Origin of the sequence: Fundicoccus sp. Sow4_D5 (assembly GCF_052116365.1) — a bacterium.
Taxonomy (GTDB): Bacteria; Bacillota; Bacilli; order Lactobacillales; family Aerococcaceae; genus Fundicoccus.
The window spans coordinates 34070-53917 of sequence record NZ_JBQKLF010000003.1; the positions used below are offsets into that span (position 1 = coordinate 34070).

Here is a 19848-nt window from a genome sequence, read left to right on the forward strand (position 1 = left end):
ATCAAGCTCTTTTCATTTAGACAGAATTTGTTTTTCACAAAATTAAATGTAACACCACAGAAACCCTATAAATAAATGCTTCACAACTAGTGCACATCTTCACTATATGTGTTACAATACGCTCAGAAACAATTTCGAGGAGGAAATTTTGTGAAAAAGATTAAATTAGTCGGATTAGGTTTAGTTGCTTCATTGTCATTAGCTGCTCCAGCAGTTTTAGCAGGTGTAAGTGGGTTTGATTACACTCCAGCAATCGTTCAAGCACAAGAAGAAGGTACTGTATTAAAAGTTGCTTATTTAGCAGCTCATGGCGATCGTTCATTTACATCCGTTGCAGTCTTAGTTAAAGGCGATGTTATTGTTGATGCATACCTTGACGAATACCAATATGGTGAAGGTTATGAAGGCGTGCCAAACTCAGATGCTGCCTTTGGTGAAGGCTATCCTGAAGGTCAAGTATTAGCAAGTAAGAAAGTTAACTCAGACGCTTACTCAGCATCTATGGCTGAAAAAGCAGGTTCAACAGTTGCTTACGATGAAAACCTAGCTGCAATCGAAGAGTCAGTTAAAGGTAAAACTTTTGAAGAAGTTGAAGCTTTAATTGCTGAATTAGATGCATTAGGCGAAGACGGAAACGTATCTGACGTTGTGTCAGGAGCTACTTTAGCGGATGCGGGTGGTTATGTTGGTGCAATCTTAGAAGCTGCAAAAACAGGAATCGAATTCCCAACAGCAGCAACTGAAGCTAGCGAATTAGAAATCAAACAAGTTTTAGCCGCTCCACATGGTGACAAATCATTTGCTTTAGTAAACGTTGTAATGGACGGTGACGTTATCGTTGCGGCCTCTCTAGACGAATTCCAATTCGTTGAAGGTGATCAATGGACAGGCGTTCCTAACTCAGCTGCTGCTTTTGGTGAAAACTATCCTGAAGGAACTACTTTAGTTTCTAAATTAGTAGATAGCGAAGGCTATTCAGCAATGATGACTGACATTGCCGGATCAACAGTATCATACGTTGATAACTTGCAAGCTGTCGTTGCCTCAGCAGTTGGCAAAACAACTGACGAAGTGGCAGCAACAATTGAAGAATTAAACGGTTTAGGCGAAGACGGAAACGTTTCTGACGTTGTTTCAGGTGCTACTTTAGCTGATGCTGGTGGTTACTTACAAGCAATCTTAGACGCTGCAAAATAATTAAAACTAAATACTATTTAAGCGACTTGTGCACCATACACAAGTCGCTTTTTTATTCTGGAAATAGTTAGACGCCTTAAATCATTTATTCAAACGTCACTTAAAATTTGATATATACGGCTTAGCCCTTCATAATGAAAGAAAGGTAGATTGTTCATCCAGTCAAAAGCTGATGAAAGTAGGTGAAAATATGAATTTTTTAAAAAGGTACCTAGCGACCTTACTAATTATTCTAGTCGGATTAGTTACTCTTCAAATCAATCGAGTCATTGCGAGTACCGTAGAAGAAACGTTTATAGAGACGCTTTATACGGTCACTTATGAGGAAGCTGCTGAATTTGATAAACGCATTGAAGAGGACTATCATGATTTTGTTGTTAAGGAATTAAATCAGGCGCCTAATTTACCACTAATGCCTGTCGTCCTAGTTAGTTTTGAAAGTCAGTATATGACAAACTTGATCAATGAGCAGTTCGAATCCTTAGTTGAAGCTGACTATTTGGAAAAATTGCTGATTAACGGCGATTTAACGCGAATCTATGTATATGCCTATGAGCATCAAGCCAATTATTCTGTAGTAGATCTCAACATGATCAGCGAAACACTTGAAGATGACCTGATTAAACAGAAATGGTCTTTCACAATTGTCGAGCAAGATACTAATCAAAAACCAACAAACACTTGGGAGTTAGAGGCTCTATTCAATCGTTCGGCTACGTCTAACTTACTGACTTATTTTAAACTCACTCAAGACAGTCCGTTTAAATAATAATCCTCTCATAACTGTGACTTCGTCTAAAATTTCAAAGAGCTCCCGATAAAGTTGACAGAGAATTAAAAATCTCTGTTGACATTATTAGGAGCTTTTGTTGTGTTAAAAGTAGTTTGAAACAGAAATCAACCCCATTTATCACTTCGCAGGCACTTTTCACCTAATTGAAACACGGCTAGCGAGAAACAAGATCCTTGTTGACGCAATATAAAAAAACTCCAGCCCCCACCTTTATTAAGGCAGAAACTGGAGTTGCTTATAATATTATTAGCCTTTTAAGAAACGTGTTAAGAATTCTTTTGTACGCTCTTCTTTAGGATGACTGAAAAATTCTTGAGGATTGCCTTCTTCAGCAATTACTCCTTTATCCATAAATACAATTCGATCGGAGACATCTCGCGCAAATTCCATCTCATGCGTCACGATGATCATCGTTAAACCAGATTTTGCTAAATCACGCATAACTGTTAGTACGTCGCCAACCATCTCTGGGTCTAAAGCAGACGTTGGTTCATCAAACAACATCACATCTGGTTGCATCGTTAAAGCACGCGCAATCGCGATTCTTTGTTGTTGACCACCTGATAATTGACTAGGGCGGGCATTAATATAAGCACTCATCCCCACTTGTTCCAAGTGCTTCAAAGCTAACACTTCTGTCTCAGCCTTAGATTTACCTAAAACTTTAATGGGACCAACCGTACAGTTGCCTAAGACATCTAAATTGTTAAACAAGTTAAAGGATTGGAAGACCATACCAATATGACTCCGGTATTTCGTTGGATTATATTGACGTTCTAACACATTGTCACCACGGTAGTTAATTTCGCCACCTGTAGGATCTTCTAGTAAATTGATACATCTCAATAATGTCGATTTACCTGAACCAGATGAACCGATGATTGAAATAACTTCCCCTTCTTTAACAGAAAAGTTGATGTCCTTTAAGACTTCATTCGTACCAAAAGTTTTGCTTAAATGTTTGACTTGAATAATTTCACTCATGTTAAACACCTGCCTTATCTTTAATTTGGGCTACTTGGTTTTGATTGCCACCCACTAATTGGAAGTTAGCATTCCCATCCATACGACGTTCAATACGCCCAAGGATCCAAGTCACAGTATAAGTGAGAATGAAATAAATAACAGCCGTCACTAAGAATGTACCAAAGAAATTAAAGTTATTCGACGCAATCGTATTTGACGTGAAGTATAATTCATTTACCGAAATAACGTTTAACACTGACGTATCTTTAATATTAATCACAAACTCGTTTCCGACTGATGGTAAAACGTTTTTGAACACTTGCGGCATAACGACCTCTTTCATTGTCTGCCAATGTGTCATCCCAATCGCACGCGCTGCTTCGAATTGACCTTTATCAATTGAAATAATCCCACCACGTACAACCTCGGCCATGTAGGCACCCGTGTTAATCGAGACAATTAGAAAAGCTGCTTGTAAAGATGAAATATTCCACCCCCATAGAATCGCCGTCCCATAGTAGAAAACCATTGCCTGAACAATCATCGGCGTCCCACGGAAAATTGAAATATAGGCATTCAATAACCAGTTAACAACCTTTATGAACACTTGTTGGCCCTTGTTTTTCGACGTAGGAATCGTACGAATCACACCAACAAGCACCCCAATACCCAGACCAATAATCGTCCCCGTTAAAGAGATTAATAATGTATATCCAATTCCCCGCATATAACTGTCTCTATTATCTAGAAATATTTGGAGCATATCCTGTAAAAACTCTAGTGTACCCACTTTTTTTCCTCCAATTAAAATAGCATTTACGCATCAACTGCTTCAATAATATGAAAATTATATCATAATCCCACAGCTCAACCAACCTGAATCTGGCGATGCACCAAACAAATATACTAACAAGCATCCACCACAAAAGCAATGGTCAAAATAGCCCCACAAATCACCTAACATAAACAAAAGAGCCTACTGGCAATCTTTCCTTCCAATAAGCTTTCTTTTTAACCTATTCAAATGCTTAGACAATTAACATATCATTGTCATCAAACTGCCAATCAGGCCCGTAAGCCACTTCCCAATAAAAGCCATTCAACTCTTTGAAGTAACCGCCATAGCCTCCCCAACTCGTTGTTTGAGGCGCTTTAATTAACTCAGCACCCGCAGCAAGCGCTTGCTTCATCACTTGATCGACTTCATCTTTCGACTTGCCGTTATAAGCTAAAGTGACACCAGTAAAACCTTCAGGCGGCGTCAAAGCAAGCGGCCCTCCAATATCCTCTATTAAATCTTCAATCGGAAATAAAGATATACGCGTCCCTTTATTCTTAAAAAAAATCACGTTAGGTTGAGTCTCATCGCCGACCACTGACACATCAAAGCCTAAACCCTCTCGGTAAAACTTGAGTGAAGCAGCCATATCTTTTACACCGAGTGTTAATAAATTTAAACGATTTAATTTCATTCTTTCACCCTTATCTTTCGTCTACTAGCTTCACATCCTGAATCGCAAAATAATGCCCTTCAGGATCCGAAAAATTAAACACGTGACCCATCGGCATCTCAACTAAATCTCCAACCGTAATTCCTTGATCACGAAACTTATGATACAAAGCTGTCGCATCTGGCGTTTGAAACATTAAAGACGGAGTCCCCAGATTGAGTTCCGGTGATTGAGCTGCGATGACTTTTCTGTCAAACAAGACAATACTCGTTTGACTATTACTCGCCGGCGCAAGCTCCACATAATGCATGCCACCTGCTTCAGGCTCTATCTCCTCAAGTAACTCAAAACCAATCAGTTCAATCCAAAATTTTTTCATAGCTGTCACATCATCAACATAAACCATGACTTGCTTTAATCGCTCAATCATCATATTGTCCTTTCTTTAAAGACAGAGTCACTTCACTCGGAAAATTTACTTGCTTCTACCGTGAGTATTTGCCACACACTAGTCCATCACTAAGTAACAGTCATAATGAGGATTAACGTTGACATCATCTACGGTTAACACTGCCCATATCCACAGTCTTCCCTCAGTATTAATACGCTTTCATTATGACATACTATACTTCCCATGACAAAACATTCCCTTGGCTATTAAACCAAAAATCACTCTAAATTCCTTATGCGTTTAGAAATCAGAACGTAAAAAAAAATCATCTACCTGTTAAAGTAGATGACTGAGTAGGTTTAGTTAGCGCCTGGTTGAGTATTAATGGCTTTTTCCATAATTTCTTCACGTTGGTCGTCAGAAATTTCTGCTAACGCTTTGTTAATGTCTTCTAATAATGGACTATCTTTCTTAACACCAACTGAGATTGTCGCGTCTGCTTCAGGCACATCAAATGATGGGTCAAGTAATACATAAGTAAAATCTTCTAATGCATTCGTTGCTGAGATAGCTTCTGGAATCTCAGAAACATAGGCATCAATACGTTTAGATTGAAGGGCTACACGCATGACTGGGAAAGCATCCATCGCTTGTTGAACGTCTGCACCTTCCAGTTGCTCCAATAAAGCATAGTGTAACGTCCCTAATTGTCCCGTCACTTTTGCATCTGCAAAATCACTAATTGATTTAGCTCCAGCAAATGAAGAGTCTTTCAACATCACCATCGCGAATTGAATACTATAGTAGGGTTCCGAGAAATCGATTACTTTCGCACGTTCTTCTGTTGGTGACATACCAGCAATAATCATATCGATTTTTCCTGATTGAAGGGCTGGTAATAAACCTTCCCACTCAGTCTTGACAATTACCACTTCACGACCTAAAGCTTCACCAATTTTACGAGCAATTTGAACGTCATAGCCGTTCGCGAAATCGGGTGAGTTTTGAATCGTCACAGCATCATTACTATCATCGGACTGTGTCCAGTTATAAGGAGGGTAAGCAGCCTCCATTCCAACTAATAAGGGGTCATTATCTTGAGCATTCACGAAAACAGGAGGCATAGTTGCTGACAGTGATAATAAAGCAACTAGCGAGATTAATAGCATTCTTAGGTGTTTTCTCATTATTCTATCCAACCTTTCATTTATACATGCAAAAAGTATAGCAATCTTTACCTATGAATGCAATGCTAGAAAGTCTAAGATTCTTCTAAGGCTGACACGTCTTATCAGCCTTGCGACCGATTATCTTATGTATCTGTTGCCAAGTTTTAAAGAGTCCGCTAAACTGAAGTAAGAATGCATTTGGCAAAGGAGTCATGACGTGAAAATATTACTACATAGTGAACACTTAGAGAAAATTAAAAAATCGGGTTTAGGAAAATCCATCCAACATCAAATGCGCGCACTTGAAATTGCAGGCATTGATTTCACCACAGACTCAGATGACGATTTTGACTTACTACACATCAATACCTATTTTCCAAAATCAATGCTTTTTGCCCGTAAAGCACGTGAAAAAGGCATCCCAGTGGTGTATCATGCCCACTCAACAGAAGAAGATTTCAGGGATTCTTTCCGATTTTCAAATCAAATCGCTCCTCTTTTTAAACAGTGGTTGGTCCAATGTTATAAATTAGGTGATATGATTATTACACCGACTAACTACTCTAAAATAATCCTCGACACTTATGAACTCGACACTGAAATTGTCGCAATTTCAAATGGCATTGATTTGGATCGTTTTTCTCCTATTAATAATGCTCGTGAAAAGTTTCTAAGTCAGTATGACTATGCTGAGGATGATTTTGTGGTAATGGCCATTGGCCTTTATTTAAAGCGTAAAGGAATTCTCGAATTTGTTGAGTTAGCTAAACGTATGCCCGATGTTAAATTTATTTGGTTTGGCTTCACAGACCTCTCTTTAGTTCCAGATGAAATTGAAGAAGCTGTTGAAACAGAATTGCCGAATTTATATTTTGCCGGCTATGTCGATAATCAAGATATCCTACTTGCTTTGCAAGGAAGTGATTTGTTTATTTTTCCGACTCATGAAGAAACGGAAGGGATTCCAGCGATTGAAGCCTGTGCTTCTAAAGCGGATTTTATCGTCAGTGATATTCCAGTCTTCGATGATTGGCTAATTGATGGCGAGACCACTTACAAGGCAAAAGACATCGATGAATTCGAACATAAAATTCGCGCTTTCAAAAACAAGGAATTACCCTCTTTAACAGAAGCTGCCTATCAAGTTGCATTGGATCGTGATTTGCCTGCTATCGGCGAACAATTACGAGAAGTCTACGAACAAGCATATCGCTTAGCCCAAGACCGTAAAATCTAAGGCCAGAATATGAACCCAAAAACGCCCGCGAGTCAGTCACGACTTGCGGGCGATTCATGTTTATTTAGTCATCTACTGGTCCATCTCTAAAAACAAGGCCAATATATTCAACTTCAAAAAGTCCTTCTTCAGTTTGCTTTACCTGCGATACTTTTGGTATGTAGCCAGTATAGCCAAATGAATGATAGTAGATGGTTTCTGGAATCAGTGAGGCGTCAGTATATTTTTTAGTGACACCAATCGTAAGTAATGGAAATTTTTCAAACATGAGCCTATCTAAATCTTCGTCGACACCAAGGTAATAGAATACTTCATTAAACATCGGATCATTATCATCGATAAAGTGAATCGCCTGATAGTCTTTCTCTATGCCACTTTCTAAAAGCTTAGTGCCTGTGTTGATCAATTCAACTTTTGATGGTGAAAGACTAACATGCGCCGAAACTATCCTTGCTTGCGGATTCCATAAAGTAAGCAAACCTACCGCAATTACTATTAATCTGACAATCTTTTTCATAAAGAATCGCTCCTTTTCTTTAACAAACTTCGCTCCACAACATGTTCATCGAAATAATCACGCGACATAATGAATGACTTATGCTAAGATTTTTAAAAACGAAACCGTTTTCAATTCAATTATAATTTTTTTGCATAACAGTCAAATGTATCGATTGTTTTTTTTTGTTTCTTCTTTTTTTGCGCTAATCCTACCATATCAAAACCATTTCATTCCCTGCTATTTTCAGATGTATTGGAAGGATAAATTGAATTGAATAACCAAAAGAAAAGATGGCCAATTACTGTAAAGGACAACTATAAAATCTCTCCGATTAAAGCCCCTTCTCCTTCCATTTACCTCCAAAAACAACAGTAACACTTTTCAATTACAGTTGTTGTATCAAACTTTAGAAATAACTACTTCTAAAAGTAACTTTTTTGTGTTATGTTAGTTATAAGTGAGGTGACTATAATGATAAAACATACAATCAGTAATAGAGAACGAGATATTCTTTCTTTGATGTGGAAAGCAAACGAAGCGTTAACTGCCAAACAAATTTGTGATTTAAATGAAGAGTTAGTTATGAGCACCGTTCAGACGTCCCTTAGAAGTTTACTCAAACAGGAGCTAATCAAAGTAGATGAGGTTGTATTTAGTGGTAAAGCACTTTCACGCAGCTATATTCCGACTGTTAGCCAAGAGAAATTTATTGTAGACCAATTTGACTCCATCAATATCCAGAAATTTATGACAGCATTCTTTGACCAAGGAAAAGGAATTTCTGAGGAAGAAATTAACAAGGTAGAAGCATTATTAAATAAAGCGCGTAAATCCGAGTAATTGGAGACTGCCCTATGAACCTTTCTTTTAAAACGCTTTTTATATCGATTGTTTTGAGTGCACCATTTATTCTTTTGTTGCATATTTTGATGAAGAAAATAAGTGATAAATCACTTATTTCTGCAAGAATGTTAAATTTAATTTCATTATTAATTTTCTTTAGAATATTACTACCATTCGAGTATCCTTATACCATATCTATCTATTCAAAAGTAATTTTTCCTTTTGTACGTGATCTTTTCCTCACTGAAATACCACTGTTCAATATGAGTGTAATGGTATTTCTCTGCATAGTCTGGGCACTTGGCAGTTTATATAAGTTTATTAGGTTAATTCGAGAGTATCTGACTCTAAAGAAGTTTCTGAAATACGACTTTTCGGATGATCATTTTATGAATCTTATTCCCCCCGCTTATCAACAACACAATGTAAAGGTCTTGCCAAGTATCAAATCGCCCTGTGTAGTAGGGTTCATTAAACCGACAATCATTTTACCGAATACTTTCTTTACGGAGAAAGAATTGGAGTATATCTTTCAACATGAGTACTTACATATTTCACGTATAGATTTACTCCTAAAAGGTATCTATGAACTGTTAGTCATCATTTATTGGTGGAACCCTCTGATGTATATCTTTAGACAACAATTTTCTACAACTATTGAATTGAGCGTAGATGAAGCGCTTGTTAAGAACTTTTCAAAGAGTGAAAGGATTGACTATATCCAATTAATGTTAAAAGTTCAAAATGAACAAAATTATTCTGATAAAGAATCGGAATTTGCGCTGTATTTTACCTCAGCACCAGCAGAGCCCTTATTACAGCGTGCCTCTAATGTTTTGAATAAACATAAAGTTTATCCCAGTGTTCCGGCAATGATTGGGTTATTTATCGTAGGGTTTTATTTATCAACTTCAATTATTATTGAACCTTATTATGCGAATCGGCCTGATACCGAAGGTACATTTACAATTAACGAAGAAAATGCCTATTTTTTAGTTAGTTCTGATAATGGCTATGAATTATATGTTGACGGTCAATTTATACAGTCGTTTCAAAACATTAACGACGAAACATTTTTAGCCTTACCCCAGTATACTTCAAAGGAAGAGATTAATGATTAAGAATAAAATGATTGTTGGGGCCACCATCAGCCTTTTATTTACTTGTCTATCACTACCAACCTTAGACGTTAAGGCAGAAACAATTTTAACTATTAACTATCAAGAAGTCTCACCATTAGCAGATTATATTGAATGGCGTTATCAAATTATCAATGGTGTACTGCATAAAAGACAATATAATGTATCTACAGGCTCTTGGCTTGGAAAATGGATTCCAGCAAATTAAAGTGATTGCTGAGAAGCTTCTTGTTCTTGTTTTTTAGCAAGATCTATTATGTTTCTATTCAGCAAAACAAACAGGCTCTGACCGACAATTAGCATGTCGGTCAGAGCCTGTTTTATGTTTAATTCAGATTAAACTATCCTTGTTGGCTTTCTAAAAACTTAGCCAATTGATTTTTATCGCGGGCTTTTGGGCCTGTGAGATATTGCCTGGGTTCAAATACAAGCGCACTTGTTCCGTGTCGTCTTCGTCATAGGCCACGATTACTTCGCCTTCGTCTGGATTATCGCTGACACGAGCGGCTTTTGCGAACTGAGCTCCCAAAATTTCGAGCGTTTCCTCAGCCACTGCTTCACGTAGAACCATATACATCTCGCCTTGTTGTGCAGGAACTAGGAAAATACCTACTTTGACGCAATCTTCTTCTTTTTCACGTCTAAGTATTTTTTTATTATCACAGTTATGTTGTTGATTACTCCCTTGTATTTTTAAACACCCGTTTCAAGACATTGCCCTTGGCTAACATGTAGTAGGCTAAGGCGAGTAAAGTTTCTGCCATTTCTTTTGGGAATATGTGTAGTACCAGTTTGAATCCTAATTCCTCGACCAAATTATCGCAGTCCAGTCGGATACCCGCGGATTGAATCCGTTTAGATAACACAACGGCTTCCAGTTCGGTTGTCAAGAATAGCTCGGCATAATTTCGGTTGGAAATCAATTTATCAGTGGCTTCATCTAGTTTACCGATAGCTGATTCATCACATTTGGCTTTTCCGTTCTCATCTCGATAAAAACGGGTGTGATAGTAAATATAAGTGATTCCATTTTTCATTTTCTTTGAAACTTTTGATATACCATATAAAAGATTCAAAATCATCCAAAAACATTAGGAATGAACATCTTAAAACACTGTCACAACAACGAAAAAGCCGAATGGAACGAACCTCCCAATCGACGTATGGTATAAAAATACGGTAATTCAGGTTATATTTTGGCGAAGATCGCGACGCGTTGCTAGCAGAAAGAACTCATATTCCAACGTATTACCCATTGGAATCTGATGGTCAAGATATCGTTCATGATATGTTGGCGCATTAACCAGCGATTGAATTACAATTAAGCCAGTGAGTGCTGATGATACTATCAGCTCACTGGCTTTTGAAGTAAAATATCAGTTTATAGATGGTTGGCAAAACTTAAGTCAGTTTTTGAATAAATGAACCTAAACACCGTGACGACACGCCGAGAAGATTCACTATGTTTCATTGAGTTTTTTTCTGAGTTTACCCGATATATTTACTGATTAATCTTGTGCCTGTTTTCTCAATTCTTTAAAATAAGTTATTTTTTGAGATTCTAAGGACCGATACGTCACAACATCAATCTCCCACAAATCGATTTGCTGAGCGTCCACGATACTAGTTTCAACGAGAATAAATTGCCACTTTTGTTTGATTGTACCCCTGTTGGTTTCTTCACTGACTAAGGTGAGCTGATCAATTTTTAAATCAGATTTATTTGTTAAGGCTGTTGTATACTTCTCGGTGATCCATCCGTTAATCAGCAGCTTTTCGAGGTAGGTTTCGTCAACAATATCATGAAAAGATGTGATAATATTATTCTGTATATAATCACTGTCAAACGAGAAAAATTTTATTGGACAACCACTTTCAGAATTTTCAAGAGTGTCAATTTTATTTTTCATTTCCTGATCTAATGAAGAATCAAAATCGACTGCTTCATCGTAATTGATCTCGTACAGAGCTTGAATAAAATTTTCTTCTATTGAATTGGCGAGTATTATGTTTCTATTAAAAGTTATAAAAAAACTGATGCTTAATATTATAAGAATAATTTTCTTCACATTTTTTCACCTTCTATTGATATCTTCTTTGAATACCAGAGATTTCATATGCACTAGTATATCTTGGGGAGTTGGTATAATAGTACGTAGTAGTTGGAAGCTTACCTTGTGCTGCAAAGGATCCCCATCTCCCTACAGGAACTCCTAAATCATTTTCTGTAATATAGGCAGTCCCACATTTTGTGCATTGCCAAGCAGATCCATGAAATAATAATGTATCTGAAGTATTGAATACTTTAGCTGCTCCACGTTTTATTGCATCACAAATACCATTTCCATAGGGACAAGCTGTAACAGCAAAAGGTATTATACCGGAATCATTTGCGTCATATATAATTGTAAAGTCTTCTCCATAATAATCTTGTCCAGTTTCTCGAGCAGAGAGAAACTGGACAAGATTGTTCTATGATGGAAAAAGCAGTTTGACTAATGTCGGAGTGACTGTGTGCGGAACTATTAGGAAAAAAGATACTTAGAACAGTATACAGTAATAAAGCTAGACTAAGTGTTTTCTTTTAAAAACTATGTTTTACCATTGAAATAATCCTCCAATTCTTAATTTCATCAAGTTACAAACGGCAAAGAAATCGATTCCAATATTATTATAACAGATTACTGCAATAAATAAATACTAATAATATAATTTGTTGTAATATCAAAAAAACTACACTCCTTTTGTCTGGCGAAACATATCTTCAATCATGACATCAAAGATTTCTCTTTGCGTGACGGCGTGCCGTATTCTAGTATTTGCTAAGGTCGTTGGTCTGAAAATATATATTGATTAACTATAATATGAAGGCTTTATCTCCTTGATATTGAGTAATGGGATGCATTGATTTTAACAATCAAAAATGTAATTGCTGGTCTTTATAGTCACATAAATCATAATATTTGCCTAAGTAATTTTTTTATTATGCTATCAAAGGCTAATTATCACAAGTTGCAGCAAATTAACGAAAAGATATAAGCTATATAAAAAAACTGAATAAATTAGGTTTATTTTTGGATGTTTATCGTATTTAACTTGATAACGATTTAATAATATGATTATCACACTTATTACACTAGGGAAAAAATGTTTTAGGTTTACGAACAGAACTGAAAAAAGTGAATTATCTATTACAGAGATTCTTGGTAAAATTATATAAATAAGTAGTAGTACATATATTCCTACTAAACTCTTTTTTCTTTTATTACTACTTTCCATAATCATCCCTCTTTCTAGTATTTTAATCTCCATTGTTCCTCTCTTGAATTCATATTATACCTATCAGTTCTTACGTATCTATCTAAGTACTTATCATAAATAGCATACTCGTCGGTAAAAGATACATCTCTATAATACACGTCATATGTTCTAGAAATAGAACATATTGGAGTCGATGGTCCGATAGTAACGGTATAACCATAATACCAACGTTTAATTCAGGATCAATTAGAATCACACTATCAACTCAGTCTTTTTCAAAATGATTCGTTCCACCAATAAATCACCTTCTACCTCAGCATAATCCATGAAAACTCGTTCTAAGTTATGGAGTAGAAAAGGAATAAAAATAGCCTTATCAACATAATGAAATTTAAACCCAATTAATGATTTTCAAAAAGTAAAAAAATGATTCGAAATCGCTTTTCCCAATATACTTCAAGAATAAAATAATTGTTATGGCCACCATAAGCCTTTTATTTACTTGTCTATCAGTACCAACCTTAGACGTTAAGGCAGAAACAATTTTAACTATTAACTATCAAGAGGTCTCACCATTAGCAGATTATATTGAATGGCGTTATCAAATTATCAATGGTGTACTGCATAAAAGACAATATAATGTATCTACAGGCTCTTGGCTTGGAAAATGGATTCCAGCAAATTAAAGTGATTGCTGAGAAGCTTCTTGTTCTTGTTTTTTAGCAAGATCTACTATGTTTCTATTCAGCAAAATAAACAGGCTCTGACCGACAATTAGTATGTCGGTCAGAGCCTGTTTATTTGTTTAATTCAGATTAAACTATCCTTGTTGGTTTTCTAAAAACTTAGCCAATTGGTCTTTGTCGCGGGCTTTTTGGGCCTGGGAGATATTGCTTGGATTGAGGTATAAACGTGCTTGTTCAACTCCAGCTTCGTCATAGGCTACAACCGCTTCCCCTTCGTCCTCATTGTCACTGACGCGTTTAGCTGAGCCATATTGGTCAGACCAAATAGCGAGTGTTTCTTCAGCGACCGCTTCACGTAATACTGTGTACATTTCAGCTTGTTGAGCGGGTACTTTAAAGATATCGATTTGAACAAATTCTTCTTCTTTATCTCGACGTTGGTGCTTGCTTGTGCGATTAGTTGGTTTCTTCGCCATAATTAACCTTCTTTACTATTCTAAATTTTAACGTTTATCTCTGCGAAATTTCTTCATGAAGGCCATTGAATCATTTGCCAACAATTGTTCAAGAATATCTAAAACGGCTTGGTCATTATTATTACCAATCTGATAATGGGTGTCTGCCACTAAATCTGGATCGGCATTGCCCATTGAGACGCTATATAATGCTTCATGCATCATCGATGAATCATTTAAACTATCGCCAAAGGCCATTGTTTCATCAGATGAAATATTATATTTATCCTGGAGATAGCGGATCGATGCGCCTTTACCACCGTCACGGTGATAAACATCTAACCAACCATCACCACTAGTCACGGACGTGACATCATCATAGCGTTCGATAATAATCCGAGCCATCGTTTTATTTTCATGTAAAGCCTTCTCGCTGTGGATCGCTATTTTGACCGCTTGTTCAGCACTTGGAATTTCACTAAAATGATTGATGATTTCGATATTATCGTTATATCGTTTGACCACTTCTAGTTCTGTTCCCGATGTCTCACGGAAATAAGTTTTTTCGCCAATACTGACGTTCGGATGAAAGCCATCAAATTCATCGAGAAAGTTCTCAATCGAAAGCATTGTTGCAGGTTCAATCGCTAGTGCATGAAGTAACTTCTGGTTACGTACAATATAATTCCCATTATCCCCGGCAAAATATAAACGGTCACGGTCTTCTTGATCAAAATAAGCTTCTAATTTATGAAAACTATTCCCGCTAGCAATACACACAATAATATCGCGTTCTAATAAAGCTGTCAGTACACGCTTGAAGCGTGATACATCGTAAGTTTTGTCCGTTCTTAAGAACGTTTCGTCCATATCAATTGCAATTAATTTAATCGTCATGATACCCTACCTTTTATTATTTTAAGGCAAACTATTGCCTGCACTTAGATATATATCATACCACTCTTCGCGGCTTAATTCGATCTCTGTTCCACGAACCATACCAGAAATTCTCTCTGGATTCATTGAACCAGCAATCGGCTGCATCTTCGCCGGATGACGTAAAATCCAGGCCATCACAATTGCCTCTAAAGTCACATCGTATGTTGTCGCATAACGAGTCAAAGTAGCCGTCAGTTTTTGATAATCTGGGTGCTTAATAAACAGCCCTTTATCTAGGTCCACTAAAAATGGTGACCAAGGCTGAATGGTCATATCATGCAAGCGCGAGTAATCCAGAATGCTGCCATCACGACTAGTCGCAGCGTCACTTAAGGTATTAACATAGAAGCCTGCATCAATCATCGGTGTATGTGCAGGTCCAAATTGTAATTGATTCGCTTGTAATTTCATCGGAACGAACTTTTGTAATAATTCAATTTGCATGGGATTTTGATTGCTGACACCGAAATGTCTAACTTTACCACTCTGTTGTAATTGTTCAAAAGCAGCGGCGACTTCCTCTGGTTCAACTAAAGTATCTGGACGATGTAATAATAAGAAATCTAGATAGTCAGTTTCCAGGCGCTCTAAAATGCCATCAACTGCAGTTAGAATATGCTCTTTAGAAAAATCGAAAAAGCCCTTGCGGATACCAACTTTTGATTGTAAAAAGATGTCATCACGTTTTAAACCAATTTCTTTAGCGGCTGCCGCGAAGACTTCTTCCGATTGTCCCCCACCATAAATATCAGCGTGATCATAAAAATTTATTCCATGCTCTCTCGTTGCTGATAATACTTTAGCGGCTTCCTGAGTGGACAAACCTGCCATACGCATGCAACCTAAAATCATTCGACTTGCTTCAATACCTGTTGTACCCACTGATGAATATTTCATAGTTTATTACCCCTTATGTGTGTCTTATTTGTTGTTTTGTGTATCGACGAGCTGTTTCGCTAAAACAGAAAATATGTGCTCATTATGATCATAACTTATTCGGCTTTTTCTTGAGTCTGTCGCATCCAGTGCCACGCTTCAATTTCTCACTTTTTGTCTGGTGAATCAGCGCTTGAACATACCAGTAATTCCACGAGTTAAGGCTTTGCCAACTTCTCGACCGACTGAACTCATAATATTCTTAGTAAAACGATCCATTGGTGAATCAGTCCGACGCGTACTGGTTTTGGTTCGCGCTTTTTCAGCGGCTTTTTGGGCGCGTTCAAATTCTTTTTCGGCGTCCTTACGTTGGCGCTCAAGTTCTTTAGCCACAGCGGCCTCTTGCTTTGCTTCGGCTTTTTCATGTTCTTGAGTCAATCGCTCAGCTTCTGCCGCTTGCTTAGCAGCAACTGCTTCATGTTCGGCTGCTTCAGCTTCTGCTATGAGAGCGGCTTCTTGTTCGGCGACTAATTCATTAAGCTGTTCATGGGCGCTTGTTCGATTAATTGTTTCCTGATATTTCACAAGTAGAGTCGAATGATTGATTAGACTTAGTAAAACAGTCGGATCAATCGTTCCAATTTTACTCTGTGGTGGATAAATCATCACTCGGTCAGAAAAAGATGGCGTGCCATCCGCCTGAAGGGTTGAAACGACTGCTTCTCCCACCTTTAATTCTTGAATTATTTTTTCTAAATCCATGTCAACTTCTTGACGGAACGTTTGAGCGACTGCTTTGACAACCGTCAATTCTTTTGGTGTAAATGCTCGTAAGCCATGTTGAATTCGGTTCCCTAGCTGACTTGCCACTGTATCTGGAATATCTGTCGGATTCTGTGTGACAAAGAAAACACCGACACCTTTTGAACGAATCAATCGAACAATCAATTCTATTTGATCGAGTAATGCTTTAGGTGTTCCCTCAAATAGTGAGTGGGCTTCATCAAAGAAAAACACTAGCTTCGGCTTATCCAAATCGCCCACTTCTGGTAATTCCTCGTAAAGCTCAGATAGAAGTGCTAACAAGACGGTCGCATATAGGGTTGGCAGTGTATAGAGTTGCTTGGCATTCAGAATATTAATCACGCCACGACCATCTTGAGCCTGGCGAAGAAAATCGTTAATTTCTAAACTCGGCTCATTAAAGAAACGAGCGCCTCCTTGTTGTTCTAAGACAACAATACTTCTCAAGATAACGCCAATTGAAGCTTTCGAAATGGTTCCATAATGGCTGGCCAATTCTTTCGCATTCTCAGCAACATAATTCAACATTGCTCGAAAATCCATCAAATCAATCAACAACAAGCCTTGTTCGTCGGCCACCGCAAAGACAATATTTAATATTCCCGTTTGTGTGTCATTCAGTCCTAAAAGGCGAGCCAGTAAAATCGGGCCCATCTCAGAAATTGTAATACGAACGGGTAGTCCTTCCTCACCCAATACATCCCAAATTTCAACCGGATACTGTTTCGGTTCAAATGTCGTGTACTGCGTAGCTTCCAAACGCCCCTGTAAATCATCATTCGTGTTGGCTTCGGCTAAACTTGCCAAATCACCTTTGATGTCCGATAGAAATACCGGAATGCCAGCATCACTTAATTGTTCCGCCAAAACTTTCAATGTGATCGTCTTTCCCGTTCCCGTTGCACCTGCAATAATTCCGTGGCGATTCAGCTTATCCAATTCAAGTGATGCAACCTCTTTTCCAAACCCCAAATATACCTTCTCAGTCACCGCTAACATCCTCCTCAAGTCGCAATCTAATAGGTCTAGTTTAACACAAGTTCCAGAATGATTGTTAGCGAATTCATTTATGTCTTTCAGGTCCAATCCTCGATGAATGTTTATACGGACTGATCAACTTTACTCTTAACAGATGTTAAAAACCTCCCCAGAAGGAGAGGTTTAAGCTGACTAACTAAATAAACAATTGATCCAAAGCTAACATATCTTCCTCACTGATTTCAAAATCCAATTGAGTATTTGCAATAATATATTTCTCATGTACCGATTTCGGCAAGATTATATGACCTTTTTGAACCGGATAGCGGTAACAGATCTGTGGAATTGTCGCATCATACTTATCAGCAATCGCTTGAATATCGGCATTCCCAAGTAAACTTCCTGTTCCTAATGAAGAGTAGGCTTCAATCAGAATGTTATTTGCTTGACAGTATTCAACAATATCCGATTGTGTATAACCAATATGGAAGAGAATTTGGTTAACAACTGGTTTAATATCTGTATTAGCCAATAGATTTTCCAAGTCTGCCACATTAAAATTCGAGACACCAATCGCACGGATAAAACCATTTTCATAGAGTTCACTCAAAGCACGCCAAACCTCTAAATTCTCTAGGTAAAAGTTAGGACGTTTGTCATCGCGACTGAAAAATCGCCAAGGGGTTGGACAGTGAACTAAAACTAAATCAATATAATCCGTTCCCAAGTCCTTCAACTCATCATACACATCAGACATCACCGCTGTGTAAGTTTTCGATTCTCCGCGTACTTTTGTTGTAATAAAGATTTCTTCACGTTTCACTTTGCTAGCTGCAATCCCAGCCCGAATTCCCTTACTATTACCATAACCATGGGCACCATCGATATGGCGGTAACCATTCTTCAACGCAAAGGCCGTCGAATGGACAGCGTCAGCCGTCGAAACTTGCCAAGTTCCTAATGCAATTTGTGGAATTTCCACGCCATTATTAAGTGTCAATTTTTTATTTAAGATTGTCATCAAAGCCACCTCTTTCTAACGTTAGTATATACTTATTAATCATTTTTTTAAATCAATACGGTCAAAATAAGACGAATAATCTGACAGCAATGTTATACTGAATTCAGTAATGTCGTGTGTCATAGATGATGGAGGTATTTAAATGAAAAAATCAGTGCTTAATGACCCTCGTGTAATGTATCATTCAGACAAATTCCCTGTTCAAAAAACACAAGCCGAACCAGCTTTGCAAAGTCAAATGCAACCCCGCCCAGATTGTGGGGAAGCCTCCTATGTCGGAACAGGCAAGTTACTGAACCGAAAAGCGCTCGTGACTGGGGCAGATTCAGGTATCGGCCGGGCAGCAGCAATTGCTTTCGCTCGTGAAGGCTGTGATGTTGCGATTCAGTTTGTTCCTGGAGAAGAAGCCGATGCAAAGGAAGTTAAAGGCTATATCGAAGATGAAGGTCGACAAGCCTTCTTGTTACCCTGCGACTTGCGTGATGAAGGTGCAGCCAGTTGGATTGTTCATGAAACTGTTGATGCTTTTGGTGGTTTAGATCTGTTGGTTTTGAATTCAGCCATGCAAGTGGCGATTGAAACCTTAGCAGACTTACCGATTCAACAGGTGGAAGATACCTTTAAAGTCAATGTTATCAGCATGTTTGAAAGTGTCCAAGCAGCGCAGAAGCATTTACTACCTGGTAGTTCCATTATTACGACAACTTCTTCTCAAAGTTTCGATCCAAGCCCTCAATTGTTAGACTACGCAGCAACTAAGAGCGCCATTTCTAATTTAACGGTCAACTTGGCGCAATATTTCGCTGACAAAGGGGTCCGTGTCAATGCAGTGTCTCCTGGTCCCGTTTGGACCCCCTTGCAGTTGAATAAAGGACAGTTACCCGGACAATTGCCTAATTTCGGACAAGGTTCCTTGATTGGCCGTGCCGGTCAACCAGCCGAATTAGCCCATATGTATGTCTACTTAGCCTCAGATGATGCTAGTTTTGTGACTGGTCAAATCCATGGGATTAACGGTGGGACGAATATCAACCTGTAACACTGTTAAGTTAGTCGACGGTGTGCTGGGTTATCTAAAGTGAAAGATGTTAGTTTTAAGTGTAAGCATAAAAACTCTCCTCCCGACTCTGTTATTTAACTGAG

Annotated in this window: 21 protein-coding genes and 2 pseudogenes; 9 read left to right on the forward strand and 14 right to left on the reverse strand. The window is 37.9% G+C overall.

Features of this window, described 5'->3' with window-relative positions; genetic code table 11:
- The first annotated feature begins 150 nt into the window (after positions 1–150).
- Positions 151–1197 carry a peptidoglycan-binding protein gene (locus ACTQ45_RS05550; RefSeq protein ID WP_441763158.1) on the forward strand — a complete coding sequence of 349 codons (1047 nt, stop codon included), beginning with the start codon at positions 151–153 and terminating at the stop codon, positions 1195–1197.
- Between the two features lie 190 nt (positions 1198–1387).
- Entirely contained in the window at positions 1388–1966 is a 579-nt protein-coding gene (locus tag ACTQ45_RS05555; protein ID WP_441763159.1) for a hypothetical protein, read from the forward strand.
- A gap of 270 nt (positions 1967–2236) precedes the next feature.
- Here the strand turns inward: ACTQ45_RS05555 and ACTQ45_RS05560 are convergent, their stop codons facing one another.
- The 5 genes and pseudogenes from ACTQ45_RS05560 to ACTQ45_RS05580 all read right to left on the reverse strand — a co-directional run bounded on the left by ACTQ45_RS05560 (position 2237) and on the right by ACTQ45_RS05580 (position 5985).
- A complete protein-coding gene (locus ACTQ45_RS05560) occupies positions 2237–2974 on the reverse strand; it encodes an amino acid ABC transporter ATP-binding protein (RefSeq protein ID WP_441763160.1) in 738 nt (245 codons plus the stop codon).
- A 1-nt stretch (position 2975) separates the two neighbouring features.
- Positions 2976–3731, reverse strand: a pseudogene (locus ACTQ45_RS05565) (amino acid ABC transporter permease); the annotation flags it as partial.
- 253 nt (positions 3732–3984) lie between these two features.
- Positions 3985–4428, reverse strand: coding sequence for a VOC family protein (locus tag ACTQ45_RS05570; protein ID WP_441763161.1), 444 nt, complete (start codon positions 4426–4428; stop codon positions 3985–3987).
- 10 nt (positions 4429–4438) lie between these two features.
- Entirely contained in the window at positions 4439–4837 is a 399-nt protein-coding gene (locus ACTQ45_RS05575) for a VOC family protein (RefSeq protein ID WP_441763162.1), read from the reverse strand.
- A gap of 320 nt (positions 4838–5157) precedes the next feature.
- Entirely contained in the window at positions 5158–5985 is an 828-nt protein-coding gene (locus ACTQ45_RS05580) for a transporter substrate-binding domain-containing protein (RefSeq protein ID WP_441763163.1), read from the reverse strand.
- 199 nt (positions 5986–6184) lie between these two features.
- Between ACTQ45_RS05580 and ACTQ45_RS05585 the strand changes: the two genes are divergently transcribed.
- Positions 6185–7204: a glycosyltransferase family 4 protein gene (locus ACTQ45_RS05585; protein ID WP_441763164.1), complete on the forward strand. Its 1020-nt coding sequence runs from the start codon at positions 6185–6187 to the stop codon at positions 7202–7204.
- A 64-nt stretch (positions 7205–7268) separates the two neighbouring features.
- On the opposite strand, the gene ACTQ45_RS05590 is transcribed toward ACTQ45_RS05585, so the two are convergent.
- Entirely contained in the window at positions 7269–7721 is a 453-nt protein-coding gene (locus tag ACTQ45_RS05590; RefSeq protein ID WP_441763165.1) for a hypothetical protein, read from the reverse strand.
- A 453-nt stretch (positions 7722–8174) separates the two neighbouring features.
- On the opposite strand from ACTQ45_RS05590, the gene ACTQ45_RS05595 reads away from it, so the two are divergent.
- The 3 genes from ACTQ45_RS05595 (at position 8175) to ACTQ45_RS05605 (ending at position 9893) form a co-directional block, all read left to right on the forward strand.
- Positions 8175–8543 carry a BlaI/MecI/CopY family transcriptional regulator gene (locus tag ACTQ45_RS05595; protein ID WP_441763166.1) on the forward strand — a complete coding sequence of 123 codons (369 nt, stop codon included), beginning with the start codon at positions 8175–8177 and terminating at the stop codon, positions 8541–8543.
- Between the two features lie 275 nt (positions 8544–8818).
- The gene (locus tag ACTQ45_RS05600; protein ID WP_441763261.1) at positions 8819–9667 is read left to right on the forward strand and encodes a M56 family metallopeptidase; all 849 of its coding nucleotides are present in this window, start codon (positions 8819–8821) and stop codon (positions 9665–9667) included.
- Complete coding sequence (locus ACTQ45_RS05605; RefSeq protein WP_441763167.1) at positions 9660–9893, forward strand: hypothetical protein; 234 nt, start codon at positions 9660–9662, stop codon at positions 9891–9893. Before ACTQ45_RS05600 ends, ACTQ45_RS05605 begins: the two co-directional genes overlap by 8 nt.
- 150 nt (positions 9894–10043) lie before the next feature.
- Here ACTQ45_RS05605 and ACTQ45_RS05610 read toward each other — a convergent pair whose 3' ends face one another.
- Positions 10044–10256 (reverse strand): hypothetical protein, encoded by a 213-nt coding sequence (locus tag ACTQ45_RS05610; protein ID WP_441763168.1) that lies wholly within the window; start codon positions 10254–10256, stop codon positions 10044–10046.
- Positions 10257–10362: 106 nt separating this feature from the next.
- A complete protein-coding gene (locus tag ACTQ45_RS05615; RefSeq protein ID WP_441763169.1) occupies positions 10363–10722 on the reverse strand; it encodes a hypothetical protein in 360 nt (119 codons plus the stop codon).
- Positions 10723–10880: 158 nt separating this feature from the next.
- On the opposite strand from ACTQ45_RS05615, the pseudogene ACTQ45_RS05620 reads away from it, so the two are divergent.
- Positions 10881–10988: pseudogene (locus ACTQ45_RS05620) on the forward strand (ZinT/AdcA family metal-binding protein); the annotation flags it as partial.
- A gap of 205 nt (positions 10989–11193) precedes the next feature.
- Here ACTQ45_RS05620 and ACTQ45_RS05625 read toward each other — a convergent pair.
- Positions 11194–11754 (reverse strand): hypothetical protein, encoded by a 561-nt coding sequence (locus ACTQ45_RS05625; protein ID WP_441763170.1) that lies wholly within the window; start codon positions 11752–11754, stop codon positions 11194–11196.
- 1668 nt (positions 11755–13422) lie between these two features.
- Here ACTQ45_RS05625 and ACTQ45_RS05630 point away from each other — a divergent pair.
- Positions 13423–13632 carry a hypothetical protein gene (locus ACTQ45_RS05630; RefSeq protein ID WP_441763171.1) on the forward strand — a complete coding sequence of 70 codons (210 nt, stop codon included), beginning with the start codon at positions 13423–13425 and terminating at the stop codon, positions 13630–13632.
- 134 nt (positions 13633–13766) lie between these two features.
- Here the strand turns inward: ACTQ45_RS05630 and ACTQ45_RS05635 are convergent, their stop codons facing one another.
- The 5 genes from ACTQ45_RS05635 to ACTQ45_RS05655 form a co-directional block, all read right to left on the reverse strand.
- Positions 13767–14108: a hypothetical protein gene (locus ACTQ45_RS05635; RefSeq protein WP_441763172.1), complete on the reverse strand. Its 342-nt coding sequence runs from the start codon at positions 14106–14108 to the stop codon at positions 13767–13769.
- 27 nt (positions 14109–14135) lie between these two features.
- Positions 14136–14984 (reverse strand): HAD family hydrolase, encoded by an 849-nt coding sequence (locus ACTQ45_RS05640; RefSeq protein WP_441763173.1) that lies wholly within the window; start codon positions 14982–14984, stop codon positions 14136–14138.
- A gap of 21 nt (positions 14985–15005) precedes the next feature.
- Positions 15006–15923: an aldo/keto reductase gene (locus ACTQ45_RS05645; protein ID WP_441763174.1), complete on the reverse strand. Its 918-nt coding sequence runs from the start codon at positions 15921–15923 to the stop codon at positions 15006–15008.
- 165 nt (positions 15924–16088) lie between these two features.
- The gene (locus tag ACTQ45_RS05650; RefSeq protein ID WP_441763175.1) at positions 16089–17696 is read right to left on the reverse strand and encodes a helicase HerA-like domain-containing protein; all 1608 of its coding nucleotides are present in this window, start codon (positions 17694–17696) and stop codon (positions 16089–16091) included.
- A gap of 184 nt (positions 17697–17880) precedes the next feature.
- Positions 17881–18705, reverse strand: a complete 825-nt coding sequence (locus ACTQ45_RS05655; protein ID WP_441763176.1) for an aldo/keto reductase — start codon at positions 18703–18705, stop codon at positions 17881–17883.
- A gap of 142 nt (positions 18706–18847) precedes the next feature.
- Between ACTQ45_RS05655 and ACTQ45_RS05660 the strand changes: the two genes are divergently transcribed.
- On the forward strand, positions 18848–19744 hold the full coding sequence (locus ACTQ45_RS05660; protein WP_441763177.1) for an SDR family oxidoreductase: 897 nt from the start codon (positions 18848–18850) through the stop codon (positions 19742–19744).
- Positions 19745–19848: the final 104 nt, after the last annotated feature.